Source organism: Nostoc sp. UIC 10890, from assembly GCF_054786515.1.
Genome location: NZ_JBSGKF010000001.1, coordinates 244,580 through 259,457, shown reverse-complemented (window position 1 = coordinate 259,457; position 14,878 = coordinate 244,580). Strand labels below are relative to the sequence as shown.

The following is a 14,878-nucleotide window of genomic DNA, read 5'->3' as shown; positions in this document are numbered from 1 at the left end:
AGTTACACAATCCAGAATCCTTGTATCCCAATTCACACAGATATAACTAAGCCCCTGGTGTTCACCAAGGGCTAGATTCTTAATTTCGTTTATAAGAGTACTTTATTCAAACTCAGGTGGCCACAGTTCTGATACTGCTAGTTCCCAACCTGGTAGCAAGTCCGGTAATACAAGTGTCTCTCCATTTTGTAATACCACTGGAGTTTGGTTTATTCGATAAATCGTTACTGTCAATTTGTCAGGGTCAATCAATATGCCGACTGTAGATCCAAGTTGCAAAAATAACTGAATCTTCTCTTCAAGCGGTTTAATTCTGTCGCTTTTAGATTTAATCTCAACCATCAAGTCTGGAACTAACTCTACAAAGTCGCGCTTGGTCTTCTTCAGCTGATCAGCTCGAACAAAAGACACGTCAGGGGCACGCAAGTTTCTTTTTTCCGAGTCGTCCTCTTCTATTGTAGGTAATATGAAACCTGCGCTAGAGCCAGTCACTCGCCCTAGCTTGCGCGACATTACCCAAATATTCAAGAAGGTACTCAACCGAGTGCCAATTTCTTCTGACTCGTAATCTGATGGCCCCATAACTATAATTTTCCCTTCTACCAGCTCCATCTGCCATTCTGGATGCTCGGTTTGTAGCTCTTCTAAGTCTGTAATGGTGAAAGACATAATATTACAGAAAATACTCTTATACATATCATAAGTACCACACTCTAAGAAAGTAGGACTTACGCATTGACAGAAAATACCAAATATGTGTTCTTTCAAAAAGCACGTCTGTCGTAGGGGTTTAGCAATGCTAAACCCCTACAGATGACCATCGAAGAACGATTAATAAAAGGCTGAAACGACCTATTTTCGTATGTGCATACCATGATTAAGTTGTACAGTGCGTAAGTCCTAGAAAGCTAAAATTTATTGTATTGAAATAAAAACGGCTATATAGGTTGCCATTAATAGCATCAATGAAAACAGATGTAATTTTTGATGAACTCATCAAGGAACTACCACAGATATTTTTTCAACTTATTGACAAACCTGATACTAATCCCAATATCTATACATTTATTGCACATAGCACCGTAGGCATTTGGCATAGGTGTAGCCCGCCCTTAGACATCGCTTACCATCTGCCATAGCCAATCGTAAATTGTTATGCTATATTAAGCGTAGTCGTTATGAGTTCATATATTTTCATGACTAACCCAACTGTAGAAAACTTGGTAATTATCGGTTCTGGGCCAGCAGGCTACACAGCCGCCATCTATGCTGGACGCGCTAACCTTAAACCCGTTGTATTTGAAGGTTTCCAAGCCGGGGGATTACCTGGTGGGCAACTAATGACAACGACGGAAGTTGAGAATTTTCCGGGATTTCCCAAAGGAATTACTGGGCCGGAACTGATGGATCAGATGAAGGCGCAGGCGGAGCGCTGGGGGGCTGAACTCTATACTGAAGATGTTATATCAGTTGACTTGAGTCAGCGTCCATTTACAGTGCGATCGCAAGAAAGGGAAATAAAAACCAACAGCATCGTCATTGCTACTGGTGCAACAGCAAAGCGTTTAGGTTTACCCAGCGAACATGAATTTTGGAGTCGGGGTATCTCTGCTTGTGCGATTTGCGATGGTGCAACACCAATTTTTCACGGTGCAGAATTAGCTGTAATTGGTGCTGGCGACTCAGCAGCGGAAGAGTCAATTTACCTCACCAAATACGGCTCTAAGGTGAATATGTTAGTACGCACCGATAAAATGCGGGCTTCTAAAGCCATGCAAGACAGGGTTTTGAGCAACCCAAAAATCCAGGTGCATTGGAACACAGAAGCCGTGGATATATTCGGTAGCGATCGCATGGAAGGGGTGAAAATCCGCAATACTAAAACTGGTGAAGAGAGCCAACTGCACGCTAAGGGTTTATTCTACGCCGTTGGTCATACTCCCAACACCTCTCTATTTAAAGGACAATTAGAACTGGATGAGGTAGGTTACGTTGTCACCAAGCCCGGTTCTGTAGAAACCAGTGTAGAAGGGGTTTTTGCTGCTGGCGACGTACAAGATCATGAGTTTCGGCAAGCAATTACGGCTGCTGGTACTGGGTGTATGGCGGCAATGTTGGCAGAACGTTGGTTGTCATCCAGTGGCTTGATTCAAGAATTCCATCAACAGCTAGAAACAGCAGACAATGAATTAGAACATCAGCCAGCCAAAAAGACTGAAGCCGAGGAAGAAGCTGGATTTAACTTGGATGGGACACGCCATGAGGGAGGTTATGCTTTACGGAAATTGTTCCATGAAAGCGATCGCTTACTCCTTGTTAAATACGTCTCTCCTGGTTGTGGCCCTTGTCATACCCTGAAGCCAATTTTAAATAAAGTGGTGGATGAATTTGACAGCAAAATTCACTTTGTGGAAATTGACATCGACAAAGACCGAGATATTGCTGAAAATGCTGGTGTGACAGGAACGCCAACGGTTCAATTGTTCAAAAATAAGGAACTGGTGAAGGAAGTCAAAGGTGTGAAGCAAAAGAGCGAATACCGCCAGTTGATTGAAAGTAGTCTTTGAGATATAGGACTCATATTTGATTTCTGAAAAAACTCAGTACAACTAAGAAGCCTTCTTGACTGTTGCCTGTTGCCTATTGCCTATTGCCTGTCTACGCAAATTCGTTCAGAAATCAAAGTGGATTCCTATAGTAACGTGAGTTCAATGAACCTCTCCCTCCCGGCCTGCCTCTGGGAAACGGAAAGGGAGGAGCAACGAAAAATTCAGCTTTTTGCTCCCCTCTCCGACACGAAGAGGGGTTGGGGGAGAGGTCAAATAAGACTTGTCGAACTCACGTTATAGTAGGTATTGGGGACTGGAAAAGACTTTGCCCAATACCCAATATCCACCATAGCCCAATACTGTTCAGCGAAAGGTTATTGTTGTAGATAATTGGTCTTTGAAGACGCGATTTATCGCGTCTCTACATCAGGGTTTTGTTGCTCATTCCGAACTGTATTGCGCCATAACCTACAACTTTAATGCTCATAATTTGCACCTTGAGGCAATTGCAAATTATGAGCCTACCCCAAAACTGTTCCATTCCTCCTTGACTGCTGAATTAGTCTAAGAGAAAAACTTGTATTTTTAACTATTGAGCTAATTAATATTCATTATCTTTATGATGCTCACTTGTATCTTGCTGAGTTTCTAGTAGCCGTGAAATAAGCATGTCTGGTTTTCTACTAATAATAGACTTAACTTTATCAATAGCAATTACTTCACTGATTTTCACAACCATTTCCCAGAAAGTATCTTCCTCTGTATCTTTGTTGTAAGTTCTATGTTTAAACCACAACAAATCATCCCAAACTCCGATAATTGTGGCGAAATACCACTTATCTCTTACTAGTATCCAGATTTCTTGTTCTAAGTAAGTCTGTAAAAGAGGTTTCACAATGACTAAGATAATGAAAAATATTGTGCAACATATTAAGTAAGTATTAACCGCTAAGACAACAGTTAAAATACTGAAAGTGTGTCAAAAAAATCAAAGGCTGCATCATCAAGATGACTGATTCGTTGATAAAGATTATCACAAACATTGTAGTACTCTGAATAGTAGTTAAAAGCTCTGGCAAAAATAAGGCATAATTTCACCTCTAACTCAGTCTAGCTCTGTATAGACCGCGAAGCAGTCAAACTTTTATTCAGGATGTTTACGCAATCCCCTATCTAATATGTAAAATGGTCAGCGTATCAAGCTTTGCTCCAGGCGATCGCTTTATGGCCATTACAAAACGGCGACTACCGACATTTTTACAGTTTGGCAAAAGTCTCAATCTTTCCCAAAAACTCATGCTCATCGGGTTAGCCATCACCCTATTTTTCATCTTCCTGGCATTCTTCGCTCCCGTATTCCAGGCTTGGGGATGGCTGCAAAACCCTAAAGATTTTCTCTCTAATCCAATTCACGAGCCACCCTCAGCTAAATATTGGTTTGGTACTAGTCGCCTGGGTTATGATGTGTTCTCGCGGACATTGTTCGGCGCTCAAGCTGCTTTGCAGGTGGTAATTTTGGCAACGGCGCTGAGTATGATTATCGGTGTACCTTTGGGGATGCTGAGTGGTTATCTCGGCGGGAAATTGGATAAAGTGTTGCTATTTATTATGGATAGCATCTACACTCTACCAGGGCTACTGCTGTCTGTGACGCTGGCCTTTGTGGTAGGGCGGGGAATATTAAATGCAGCGATCGCTATTAGCATTGCTTACATTCCCCAATATTATCGCGTTGTTCGCAATCATACCGTGAGTGTGAAAACTGAAGTGTTTATCGAAGCTGCTCAAGCAATGGGCGCTTCCACTTGGGTTGTGCTTTCTCGTTATCTGTTTTTCAACGTCATTCAAAGTGTACCCGTCCTCTTCACACTCAACGCCGCTGATGCAATTTTGGTGTTGGGCGGTTTGGGTTTTTTGGGGCTAGGACTTCCCGAAGAAGTGCCAGAATGGGGACATGATTTAAAACAAGCCTTAGAAGCTTTACCTACTGGCATTTGGTGGACTACACTTTTCCCCGGTTTAACCATGACATTCATGGTGGTAGGGTTATCACTACTCGGTGAGGGGTTAAATGAATTTGTCAATCCCCGTTTACGGAGAGAAAATAGAATCCGAAAGTAATCATTGGTCATTAGTCATTAGCAAAAGACGAAGGACAAGGAACAAATGACAAATGACCAATGACAAATGATAAATGACAAATAAACAATAGAGAGATTTGTATGAAAGATAATCTAACGTTAATTGCTGCCGCTACTGGCGGGTTTATGCTTTCCGTTGCCCTTGCTGGTATCTTAAGAGGTACTCCAGTTACAGCTTGGCAGGAGCAATCGAGTTTCCGTACCAAGACTGTTGCTGATTTACGACTCGCACCCAATAAGACAGAAAATTTAGAATTTTTTCGTGCCAAAATCCTAAAACCCTGACGAATTGTTGATTTTGAACTGGAGAATAGGGAATAGGGAATAGCTGTTAACCAATTACCAATGCTCTATGACAAATGACAAATGACAAATGACAAATGACAAATGACAAATGACAAATGACAAATGACAAATGAAGTAATTGGCATTGATGTAGGGGGAACAGCAATTAAGTTGGGGCGTTTTGCCGATGATGGTACTTGTCTGCAATCTTTGACTGTGGCGGCTCCCCAGCCAACAATACCGGAGGCGGTGCTGGCGGTGATCTTAGATGCGATCGCGCGAATTGATCCAGATAATCAAGCTGTAGCTATTGGTGTGGGTACTCCTGGCCCATCCGATGCCGCACAACGCATTGCCAAAATCGCCATTAACTTACCTGGATGGATCGATGTGCCTTTAGCAGACTGGTTAGAAGCTAAAACTGGTAAACCGACTGCGATCGCTAATGATGCTAATTGCGCTCTTTTGGGAGAAGCTTGGCTAGGAGCCGGTCGTCACTTTCAAAATCTAATTTTGCTAACTTTAGGAACTGGGGTTGGTGGCGCAATTATCCTCGATGGCAAACTATTTATTGGACATCAAGGAGCCGGCGGAGAATTGGGTTTAATTTCATTAAATCCTGATGGGCCAATTTGTAATAGTGGCAATCAAGGCTCTTTGGAACAATATGCCTGTGCTACTGCAATTCGCCGCCGCACTCTCAAGGAACCCATCGAATTAGGTGTTCTTGCCCAACAAGGAGATACCGGAGCATTGACTTTTTGGCAAGAATATGGTAGGTATTTGGGAATTGGTTTGACGAGTTTGATTTATGTACTCACACCACAAGCGATCGTCATTGGTGGCGGTATCAGTGGTAGCTTTGAGTTTTTCTTACCAGCAGTGAAGGCGGAAATTGAGAAGCGAGTGCAGCCTTTATCACGAGCGGGTTTACAAATATTGCCAGCGGAGTTAGGCAATTTTGCAGGGATAGTAGGTGCAGCAAAGTTGGCATGGCAACGCTATTCGGAATGTTAGATTATGGTTCAAACAATCCCAGCTAGAGACATCAGTCTTTACGAATTAGAAGAAAAATTTGGTTTACAACTTGCCACAGACAGCAATTTCTTTCCAGAATGGACAGAAAATTTACCAACTCTGACTGATGCAGAGAAGCAAGCGCTGACACGAGTCAAAAGCAACTATTTAAACTTGAATAAGCACCGTCTGATGTCAGAAGAGGCGGTAAAAATGGTAGTGCTGTCTCCTCTACTCGATTTAGCTGGGTTTTATCAACCTCCTTTTGAGATTGAAACCGAGACTTCTGTGGAGATTTCTGCTGAAGACGAAAGCTTTATCGTTAAAGGAAACATTGATGTTCTTGTCATCCAAAAACGTTTTTGGGTACTTGTCATCGAATCTAAAAGCAGCAAATTTGATGTGATGACAGCCCTGCCTCAAGCACTCGCTTATATGCTTGATCGTCCAAATTCTGCACAACCGACTTTTGGTTTACTAATCAACGGTAGAGAATTTGTGTTTGTCAAATTGATTCAACAAGAACATCCTTGGTATGCACGATCTTATGCACTATCAATTGAACGTGATTCAGAACTACACCAAGTACTCAGTATCTTGAAACGCCTTGGAGAATTAATTGTGCTTTTCCCCCCTGAGAAATAGGGATTGACGCTTATCGCCTAACTATACTTGCAACTCAAATCCAGGTAATATATCCTCTCCAGAAAGAATCGCCGGCATTTGAATAACTTCTACAGCTTTTTCGAGTCGGTAAATTTCCACTTGCTGATCTTGAGGATTAATTAGCCAACCTAAACGCAAACCGTTTTCTATGTATTCCTGCATTTTCGCTTGGATAGGTGCAAGCCGGTCTGTCTCGGAACGCAGTTCAATTGCAAAATCAGGTACAAGTGGCGGAAATTTTTTTCGTTGTTCTAGTGTTAAAGCTTCCCACCGTTCCAACTTTACCCAAGATGCATCAGGGGAACGTTTTGCACCATTTGGAAGTATAAAGATAGTTGAAGAACTAAAAACTTTCCCTAACTTAGCTTGACGATTCCAGATTTCTAAATCGGTAATTAGTCCAGCTTCTTGATTTCCGCTTTCTCCTCCTACTGGTGGCATAATAATTAATTTTCCAGCTGCATTCATTTCCAGGCTTAAATCGCCATTAGCAATACATAATTGATAAAATTGCTCATCGGTTAAATGAGCAATCGGTTCTAGATTAAGCACAACAGTATTCATTGAATCTTCACTCGTGCCTTTATTGCTAAAATCGTTATCTTTAGTTAAAAGTTTAGCAAGACTAAGACAAAGAATATCCAGTTGCTTTCTTAACGTATTTCACAACTTTTTCATAAGATTCAGGGTTACTTACAGGGTTGATGATGATGGGAATAGTTCCATCTGGCAACCAAAAAGTTATTCTGCCGTTCGGTTCATGACAAAAAGAACTGATGCAGTTGAGATTAATTACATATTCGTTTTTTTCGTAAATAATTTTCACCCAGTGGGCATGATCTAATTCTAATCCTGTCACACATTCTAAATAATCAAGGATCTTTTGATAATCTTCTAAGTTAGTTTGCGGGTGAATTACTATTGGAATGGCACTATCGGGTAGCCAAAAAGTAACTCTGCCATTCAGTTCATAACAAAAAGCATGGACACGTTCAAAATTCACTACATATTCTCTCCTCTCGTAAAGGATTTTCACCCAGTACGCCACAACATCTCCTCAAGTCCGAAATTTACGAATGATGCACCCTGGATGTCCAAATCTATTGAAACTTTAAGTTAATGTTGCTATGCACCAATTCAAAATCTAAAAAATTAATTTTGAATTACGTTAGCGTAGCGGTAGCGAGTCCACGTACCCTCACTCTTAAGCAAGCTACGCTTTTAGCGTCTGTCTTCGACACGCTGCGCGAACGTAGAGAGCGTCATTACGAATTACGAATTACGAATTACGAATTTTTATGACACCTCCAATGGTGTTGGCGTGCTAGATGTCGAAAGAGAAAGAGCGATCGCTGTTTGAATAAACCCTTTAAATAAGGGATGAGGGCTACTGGGGCGTGATTGAAATTCTGGATGAAATTGGCAAGCAAGAAAGAATGGGTGCTTGGTTAATTCCACAATTTCAACTAAGCGTCCATCGGGAGAAGTACCACTGATCACATAGCCAGACTTTAACAACAAATCGCGGTAAGCATTGTTGAACTCATAGCGATGTCGATGTCGTTCATAAATCACATCTTCTTGATAGAGCTTAAAAGCTAGAGTATCAGGGAGAACACGACAAGGATATAGTCCCAACCGCATTGTACCCCCTAAATCAACCACTTCCTGTTGTTCTGGCAATAAATTAATTACCGGATTAGTTGTATAGGCGTCAAATTCAGCACTGTTAGCACCTGTTAATCCCCCTACATTTCTGGCCCACTCAATTACGGAACATTGCATTCCCAGGCATAAACCCAAAAAGGGAATTTGGCGATCGCGGGCGTATTTAATAGCGGCAATTTTACCATCTACTCCCCGAACCCCGAAACCTCCTGGTACAACTATGCCATCGACACCCGCAAGATAATTTTCGGCTGGTTCAGCTTCCAAGTTTTCTGAGTTCACCCAACGTAGGCGCAGTTTGCCATAAGTGGAAATTGCCGCATGGTTCAACGCTTCCACTACAGATAGATAGGCATCACTTAATTGCACATATTTACCAACAATGGCAATTTCTACCTCATGCTTGGGACTATGTAACCGTTGTACCAGGGTTTGCCACTGTGTCAAATCTGGTTTACGTTGTTCCATGTGCAGCAAGTTCAGTACTTGTTCTGCCATTCCTTCCCGTTCCAGATTTAGCGGTACTTCATAGATACTTTTGGCATCTTGGGAAGTGATGACACATTCTTCGGGTACATCGCAAAATCCCGACAATTTTTGCTTTAATCCCTTGGGTAAGGGGCGATCGCTCCGACAAACTAAAATATCTGGTTGAATACCAATGGATCTCAGTTCTTTAACTGAATGCTGTGTCGGCTTCGTTTTCATCTCACCCGCAGAGGCAATCCACGGTACCAGGGTTACGTGCATGTACAGCACATTCTGCCGTCCCACCTCTTTACGGAACTGGCGAATTGCTTCCAAAAACGGTAGTGATTCAATATCTCCTACCGTACCGCCGATTTCTGTAATGACTACAGAGGGATTTGTGCTTTTAGCAACTCGCAGAATCCGATCTTTAATTTCATTGGTAATATGAGGAATTACCTGTACAGTGCCGCCATTGTAGTCTCCGCGCCGCTCTTTATTGATCACCGCCTGGTAAATCGAACCAGTAGTAACGCAATTCAAACGCGACATCGAAGTATCGGTAAAGCGTTCGTAATGCCCCAAGTCTAAATCTGTCTCCGCACCATCTTGGGTAACAAATACTTCTCCATGCTGAAAGGGACTCATCGTCCCAGGATCGATATTTATATAAGGGTCAAGTTTTAGAATCGACACCGAATATTCGCGCGACTTGAGCAAACGCCCTAAACTTGCTGCTACAATGCCCTTACCAATACTGGAAACTACGCCTCCAGTAACAAAGATAAACTTAGTCATAGTAGTTTGAATTTCTAACAACTTCTAAAAATACATCCCGTCATTGTGCCACAGTTATTGTGGTGTACTATTCTGTGATTTTGCTGTGAAAAACCTTCTAGGATTAGTAATATTGGGCTGTATTCTCACCTCCTCAATTGCATCGGCAGAGCCATCGCTCAGAGTCGTTTTTCCCCAGACAAACTACCAGACGAGTGCCCAAAAAATCTTCTTTCTGGGCACTGCACCACCAGATGGTCAGGTTTTGATCAATAGTAAGCCAATTACCCGCAGCAAAGCTGGTCATTTTTCCCCTAGTTTACCCTTGGAGTTGGGGGAGAATCTTTTTACAGTGCGTCACCAAAATCAAGAACTCCAGATTAAAGTTACAAGGCTTACCACTGGCCCTGAGTTACCACAGGGGTTAGCCTTTGCTAAAGATTCCCTGACTCCCGCAGTTGACATTGCCAGACTACCGGGAGAACTAATTTGTTTTAGCGCGATCGCACCCCCTAACGCTAATGTCTCTGTTAAACTAGCTAATCAAACGATTGCCCTTTCACTTCAACCCCAACAGGCACAACTACCAAGTAATTTGGCAGCTTTGACAGGGCAAAATCAGCCTCATGCCCAGTCTAGCGTAGGTAATTACAAAGGTTGCATCACAGTGCAACAACCTGATCTTGACTCCTTAAGCCTGATTTACGGTAACAACATCATTTCTGGTGCTGTTGTCCCAGACTCAAGTCAAGAGGTAGATTTAGGACAACCTCAGTTTCAACTGACGCTCAATGGCAAGACGATAACTCAACCAGGAACTGGCAAAATTCAAATCCTCTCAAGAGCAAAGTTACCAGTTGTTGAGGTAATTGCAGACGCAGGTGTTGCTCGAACTGGCCCGAGTACCGATTATTCTCGACTCACACCACTGCCCAAAGGCACACGAGCAACAGTTACAGGTAGAGAAAGTGAATGGTTACGCCTCGACAATGGCACCTGGATTAATAGTAAAGAAACGCGCATTTTACCTGGTGCAATTCCGCCACAGACAATAATTCGCAGTGTCGGATACCGTCAAACCCCTGGTGCGACAGAGATAGTCTTCCCCTTGCAAGTTCCTGTACCTGTGAGCGTACAACAAAGTGAGCAAGCTCTCGCCCTCACTCTCTACAATACCACTGCCCAAACGGACATAATTCGCCTGGATGATGACCCCCTAATTAATCGCCTAGACTGGCAACAGGAAGCTCCAGGACAAGTAAAATACACCTTTAACCTCAAAAAAGCTCAACAGTGGGGATATAAGCTGAGATACGACGGAACAACCCTGGTTTTAGCTTTGCGTCATCCGCCTAAAATTGGGAACACAAGACGCAAGCCTTTAGCTAATTTCAAGATTGTACTAGATCCAGGGCATGGCGGTAAAGAATCTGGTGCCAGTGGCCCAACTGGATATTTAGAAAAAGATGTAAATTTGGTGATATCTAAGTTGCTACGCGACGAGTTGGTGAAGCGGGGAGCAACGGTAGTGATGACGCGGGAGGATGACAAGGAGGTTTCTTTAGTAGAACGTCAGGCAATTATCAGTCGAGAAGAACCTGCGATCGCTCTTTCCATACACCACAACTCTCTACCCGATAATGGTGATGCCGAAAAAACCAAGGGATTCGGCACGTTTTGGTATCATCCCCAAGCTCACAGCCCCGCAATATTTTTACAGAACTATGTAGTCAAAAAACTCGGCAGACCTTATTATGGCGTGTTTTGGAACAACCTAGCGCTGACACGTCCCGCTGCTGCGCCATCAGTGTTACTGGAATTGGGTTTTATGAGTAATCCTGATGAATTTGAGGAGATAGTTAACCCAGAAGAACAGAAAAAAATGGCTTATGCGATCGCTCAGGGGATTACGGAGTGGTTTCGGAGCGTGAGATAAATTTTGCTTCTTAATTGTATTTGGTGGAGTGCGATCGCTCTTTGTTCAAACTTTGTGACTTTTATAGTGCGATCGTCAAAACCGTTCCTACTGTATCAATCAAGTAAAATGAAAGTTCAGTAGTTTCTGAGAGGTGTCCGATGACTACGCTTGAGCGCCGCCGTCAACTTCAACAACAAATTGCTCAACTTTCAGATGACCAACTAACTCAGGTTGAGCAATATCTAGCATTTCTTAGTTTTCAGAGAACAGTTCCATCTCCATCAGAAGCGACCAAATCACCTTCCACTGGAGCTTCGATTCTGGCATCTTTAGAGCAAGCACACATTCCCCCCGATTCTCTTCTGGAGAATGAGACTCTAGCAGAACCACCTGAAGATTTTGCTGCTAAGATCGCTGAAATAAAACAACGTGGCGATCGTTCTCAATCTGTGATCCGACGAGGTTCTACAGGTCAAGACTTGCTCAAATTTGCTGGTACTTGGCATGGAGACGACCTAGAGGAGTGCCTAGAATTTCTTGTCAATCAACCAAGCACAACGATGTCAAAGTCTGTCTCTGTCTGTGGTCTATAGATTCGAGGCTTTTCTCTGGGTGTTTTTTGGCTAAGTCCCACTAATGAATTCTCTCGATTCCTTGGTTTCCAACTATCAATAATTTCTTGAATAGACACTAATTCACTAAGATATTCACTCACTTTAATTCTTTGACTTTCGAGAGTATCAATAACCTCATAAGCTTCTACTTCCCTTCTTTGCCGTTGCTTAAGTAAAGAGTCAAATTCATGTTTAAACCTATTGATGTAGTCATTGATTTGCTTCTCGGCTTTACGAAAATCATCTGATACTTGTTGTTCAATAACACGCTGAAGCAACTTTAGGTTTCTCTCTACTTGTAAATCAATATTTTGCTGGATTCCTTGAGAAGTCAGTCGTAAATCAATTTCATAGTAAAATACTGTTTCCTCATACGAAACATCTACTTTGTAGACTTCATCTGATTGACAGCATTGGCTATTCGTCCTTGATTCTTTCTTGCTTCTAATAAATACTTCTTGCTGATGTTGAATTTTAGCATCAATCCCAGAAAATTCAAACTCAGGAAATTGAATTGGATTATTACCTATTTCTACTTGCAAATCAATTTTAATAGACTCAGATAGTTCATCAGAAATAGGCTGTATTTCTTGTTTAATTTTTTGAACTAAACCTTCACGAATTATTCTTGCCTCTCTAACTAATGTGTCCTGAGTATCTAACCAAAAATTTTGTATTATAGGAGTGCAATACTCATTAATGGTTTTACCAATTTTCTCAGCATCGTTTTTATTTTTAACCTTGATTTTATAGGGATCAGAAGTGGAAGAGTCTTCAAACAAAGAACTGAAATTATCCCATATATATGTGAGAAGATTTTGATTATTTTTGTCATTTAAAACCTTTTTAGATTGATTTTCAGCCACTCTATCAATTTCTGATTCTATGCGTTTTTTAGCAGTTTCGGCAAATTTATTAATCCCTTGGCTGAACGTAGTGATTAATGTTTGCTTTTGTGCTTCTACGGACTTTTTTACACTATTCACCTGATATTGGGCTGAATCAGAATGTTTTTTGTACTCTTCTACTTTTTGTTGCAGTTCCTCAACCTCTAACTGCCAGCATCCGATATCTGTAATAAATGTCTCATCAATAGCTTTGGCTGCTTTGTTCAATTCATTTAAAACATCACTCAATAAATTCAATCCTGAATTTTGAGTAATAGTTTGAATTACTGTCTCTTGAATTATCGGAATACCACTCTCATTTAAAGCTTGTGGTGCAATTTCTTCTGGTAAGGGAATGACATCCCTTCCTTTTTCATCTATTTGGGCATATTTAGCACTAAAAAAATGTTTAAAGTCTTTAATATGACTATCAGTTGCCTTACCTTGTTGAATAAGCTTGGATAACAACCCTTGCCATCCACTAACTGAATCAATTCTTGGTTCAGGTATACCAAATTCAATTAAATCTATTCTTAAAGATTCTATAACATCTGCGACAGGTCTATCTCTGTCTGCTTTTCTATCTACTTTATTAAGAATAAAGTAAATCTTACCTGTATTCTCTGCTAAAAATTCTTTACGCTTCTCAATTAAGTCTTTAAGCAATTCTGAGTTCGTGTTGTCCCTAAACGATGTGTAATCCAGAATGAATAATATGGCATCACAAGTTCGGAGAGCTTCTAAAGCAGTCTGCTTTAAAGAAGTGGTGTTAAACGAGGCAGATTCCCACTCATTGGGGCCAGGAGTATCAACTAATGTGAAACCTTTCAGTGATGGCATTGTACTAATCGCTTCAATGGGATGTTCTAATTCAAAGCGTGTAGTATTATCTTGATTAGATTTAGCTCGAATCTCATGGGTACGCTCTAAAAATCTTTGCCGAATTTCGCTTGCTTCACCTTCTATTAAAACTATAGGTTCTCGTTTACCTGCTTGATATTCTAAAAGCCTGGGTGTTTGTCCAACATCAATTGGACGGATATCTGTCCGACAAACTGTGCAAGCTTCTGATTCGCTTGCTAAGACATCTGCACCAATTATGGCATTCAAGAAGGTACTCTTACCTGCTTTCATTGCTGCAATTACGGCAACCTGATATTTTTGCTCTACTAAGGCTTTTAAAGCTTTGGTAAGATTATCTTCAACGCTCTGTAATCCTTGGGTACTATCTCCTTCTTTGAATCTTCCAGCCCGAAGTTCTTTCAAGTACTTTAAAAGTTGATCGCCAGTATCACGAATTCTGTTATAGGTTTCTTGAAATTCTTGTTCAGACATACTTTTAGCTTCTAATTTCATTGTAATTCCCTCCTCGTTTATATTTGACTGATTTGAAACATCTACTGGCTCCCAAATTATTTTGCTTTGTTCAGCAGCTATAAAATTACGTGCATAATAGTCACTGGGTACACAAATTAACTCTTCCTTTATTTTGCAGAGAACATTATTTGTAAGTTCTACTGCGTTGACAAATGCCTTCAAAGCCGCTTCTGTTGGATCTCTATCAATATCCCACATCAGAGAAATAAGACTATGCTGTAATCTAACTGCTAAACGCAAACAATCTTTTTCAACTTCATCTAAAGCGTGCTGGTGAGTTAAATGAATAATCTGTATTTCTGTTTCATCAGCTAGTTCATAGTATTTTTGCTCCAAGTTTGTATATTTATCAGCTAGTTCATTTGCAACAGTCCTATGATGTTTAGCAGCTTGTCTATCACTTTCCCCAACAGCATGAGTAGTAAAAGCACCAACAACTGCTCCAACAGCTAATCCAAGAGCGCCGAAAATAAAAGGAAGCATAAAAACTATGTAATCCTCTAAAATTTAA

Annotated in this window: 14 protein-coding genes; 8 read left to right on the top strand and 6 right to left on the bottom strand. The window is 41.3% G+C overall.

All coding sequences use genetic code 11. The annotated features are described in order from the left end of the window. Positions 1-102: 102 nt before the first annotated feature. Positions 103-669 carry a Uma2 family endonuclease gene (locus ACWATR_RS01140; RefSeq protein WP_460328687.1) on the bottom strand — a complete coding sequence of 189 codons (567 nt, stop codon included), beginning with the start codon at positions 667-669 and terminating at the stop codon, positions 103-105. Between the two features lie 296 nt (positions 670-965). On the opposite strand from ACWATR_RS01140, the gene ACWATR_RS01135 reads away from it, so the two are divergent. Together ACWATR_RS01135 and trxB are read left to right on the top strand one after the other, a co-directional pair. After that, on the top strand, positions 966-1,139 hold the full coding sequence (locus tag ACWATR_RS01135; RefSeq protein WP_460328685.1) for a hypothetical protein: 174 nt from the start codon (positions 966-968) through the stop codon (positions 1,137-1,139). Positions 1,140-1,196: 57 nt separating this feature from the next. Continuing rightward, positions 1,197-2,567 carry a thioredoxin-disulfide reductase gene (gene trxB, locus ACWATR_RS01130; protein ID WP_460328683.1) on the top strand — a complete coding sequence of 457 codons (1,371 nt, stop codon included), beginning with the start codon at positions 1,197-1,199 and terminating at the stop codon, positions 2,565-2,567. Between the two features lie 583 nt (positions 2,568-3,150). Here trxB and ACWATR_RS01125 read toward each other — a convergent pair. Then, a complete protein-coding gene (locus tag ACWATR_RS01125; RefSeq protein ID WP_460328681.1) occupies positions 3,151-3,444 on the bottom strand; it encodes a hypothetical protein in 294 nt (97 codons plus the stop codon). A 329-nt stretch (positions 3,445-3,773) separates the two neighbouring features. Here ACWATR_RS01125 and ACWATR_RS01120 point away from each other — a divergent pair, with 329 nt between their 5' ends. The 4 genes from ACWATR_RS01120 (at position 3,774) to ACWATR_RS01105 (ending at position 6,637) form a co-directional block, all read left to right on the top strand. Continuing rightward, positions 3,774-4,670, top strand: a complete 897-nt coding sequence (locus tag ACWATR_RS01120) for an ABC transporter permease (protein ID WP_229461304.1) — start codon at positions 3,774-3,776, stop codon at positions 4,668-4,670. 101 nt (positions 4,671-4,771) lie between these two features. Beyond that, on the top strand, positions 4,772-4,975 hold the full coding sequence (locus ACWATR_RS01115) for a hypothetical protein (protein WP_069072966.1): 204 nt from the start codon (positions 4,772-4,774) through the stop codon (positions 4,973-4,975). A gap of 123 nt (positions 4,976-5,098) precedes the next feature. After that, complete coding sequence (locus ACWATR_RS01110) at positions 5,099-5,992, top strand: ROK family protein (RefSeq protein WP_460328679.1); 894 nt, start codon at positions 5,099-5,101, stop codon at positions 5,990-5,992. A gap of 3 nt (positions 5,993-5,995) precedes the next feature. Further along, entirely contained in the window at positions 5,996-6,637 is a 642-nt protein-coding gene (locus tag ACWATR_RS01105) for a type I restriction endonuclease (RefSeq protein ID WP_460328677.1), read from the top strand. Between the two features lie 21 nt (positions 6,638-6,658). Here the strand turns inward: ACWATR_RS01105 and ACWATR_RS01100 are convergent, their stop codons facing one another. The 3 genes from ACWATR_RS01100 to ACWATR_RS01090 all read right to left on the bottom strand — a co-directional run bounded on the left by ACWATR_RS01100 (position 6,659) and on the right by ACWATR_RS01090 (position 9,592). Beyond that, complete coding sequence (locus ACWATR_RS01100; protein ID WP_460328675.1) at positions 6,659-7,222, bottom strand: Uma2 family endonuclease; 564 nt, start codon at positions 7,220-7,222, stop codon at positions 6,659-6,661. Between the two features lie 61 nt (positions 7,223-7,283). Further along, positions 7,284-7,706: a hypothetical protein gene (locus ACWATR_RS01095; protein ID WP_069072970.1), complete on the bottom strand. Its 423-nt coding sequence runs from the start codon at positions 7,704-7,706 to the stop codon at positions 7,284-7,286. Between the two features lie 248 nt (positions 7,707-7,954). Further along, positions 7,955-9,592: a CTP synthase gene (locus ACWATR_RS01090; RefSeq protein ID WP_460328672.1), complete on the bottom strand. Its 1,638-nt coding sequence runs from the start codon at positions 9,590-9,592 to the stop codon at positions 7,955-7,957. A gap of 85 nt (positions 9,593-9,677) precedes the next feature. On the opposite strand from ACWATR_RS01090, the gene ACWATR_RS01085 reads away from it, so the two are divergent. Both ACWATR_RS01085 and ACWATR_RS01080 read left to right on the top strand, forming a co-directional pair. Next, a complete protein-coding gene (locus ACWATR_RS01085; protein ID WP_460328670.1) occupies positions 9,678-11,507 on the top strand; it encodes an N-acetylmuramoyl-L-alanine amidase in 1,830 nt (609 codons plus the stop codon). 140 nt (positions 11,508-11,647) lie between these two features. Then, positions 11,648-12,082, top strand: a complete 435-nt coding sequence (locus ACWATR_RS01080; protein WP_460328668.1) for a hypothetical protein — start codon at positions 11,648-11,650, stop codon at positions 12,080-12,082. Here the strand turns inward: ACWATR_RS01080 and ACWATR_RS01075 are convergent. Continuing rightward, positions 12,034-14,850, bottom strand: a complete 2,817-nt coding sequence (locus tag ACWATR_RS01075; protein ID WP_460328666.1) for a dynamin family protein — start codon at positions 14,848-14,850, stop codon at positions 12,034-12,036. The two genes, ACWATR_RS01080 and ACWATR_RS01075, sit on opposite strands and share 49 nt — an antisense overlap. Positions 14,851-14,878: the final 28 nt, after the last annotated feature.